This window comes from Myxococcus xanthus, from assembly GCF_013116825.1.
GTDB lineage: Bacteria > Myxococcota > Myxococcia > Myxococcales > Myxococcaceae > Myxococcus > Myxococcus xanthus_B.
In genome coordinates, this window is record NZ_JABFNS010000315.1 from 1 (window position 1) to 450 (window position 450).

Genomic DNA, 450 nt, shown 5'->3' on the forward strand with positions numbered 1-450 from the left:
GCGCAGGACGGCGCCAGCGCGGTGCCGGCGCTGCCCCGCGAAGCGGTGGGCCGGTGGCGCGAGCTGCTGCTTCTGCGCCGCCGCTGGCGCGCGGCGTTGCTCGGCGAGGGCGGCGCGGTGCTGGTGCGCGGCGAGGCCGGGGTCGGCAAGTCGTGCCTGAGCGAAACCTTCCTGGCGCACGTGCAGGGCCGCGGCGGGCGGGTGCTGCGCGCCGCCTGCTGGCCCGAGCAGGAGAACAGCGCCCTGGCGCCCATGCTGGCGCTCATCCGCGCCCAGTGCGGCGGCCCGGACGAGGCGGATGCCGTGGTCGTGGAGCGCCTCGCGCGCATGCTCGGCGACGCCGGCTGCGACGTGGACCGCGTGCTGCCGATCTTCTGCGTCTGGCTGTCGCTGCAGGTGGGCATGCACCAGGTGGTGGACATCGCGCCCGCGCTGCAGAAGGCACTGCTG

The 450-nt window shown here is 76.4% G+C and carries 1 protein-coding gene; it reads left to right on the plus strand.

Annotated features, from left to right (window positions below; translation table 11 throughout):
* The coding region (locus HNV26_RS37485; protein WP_171453052.1) for an AAA family ATPase at positions 1-450 on the plus strand (450 nt) is incomplete at both ends.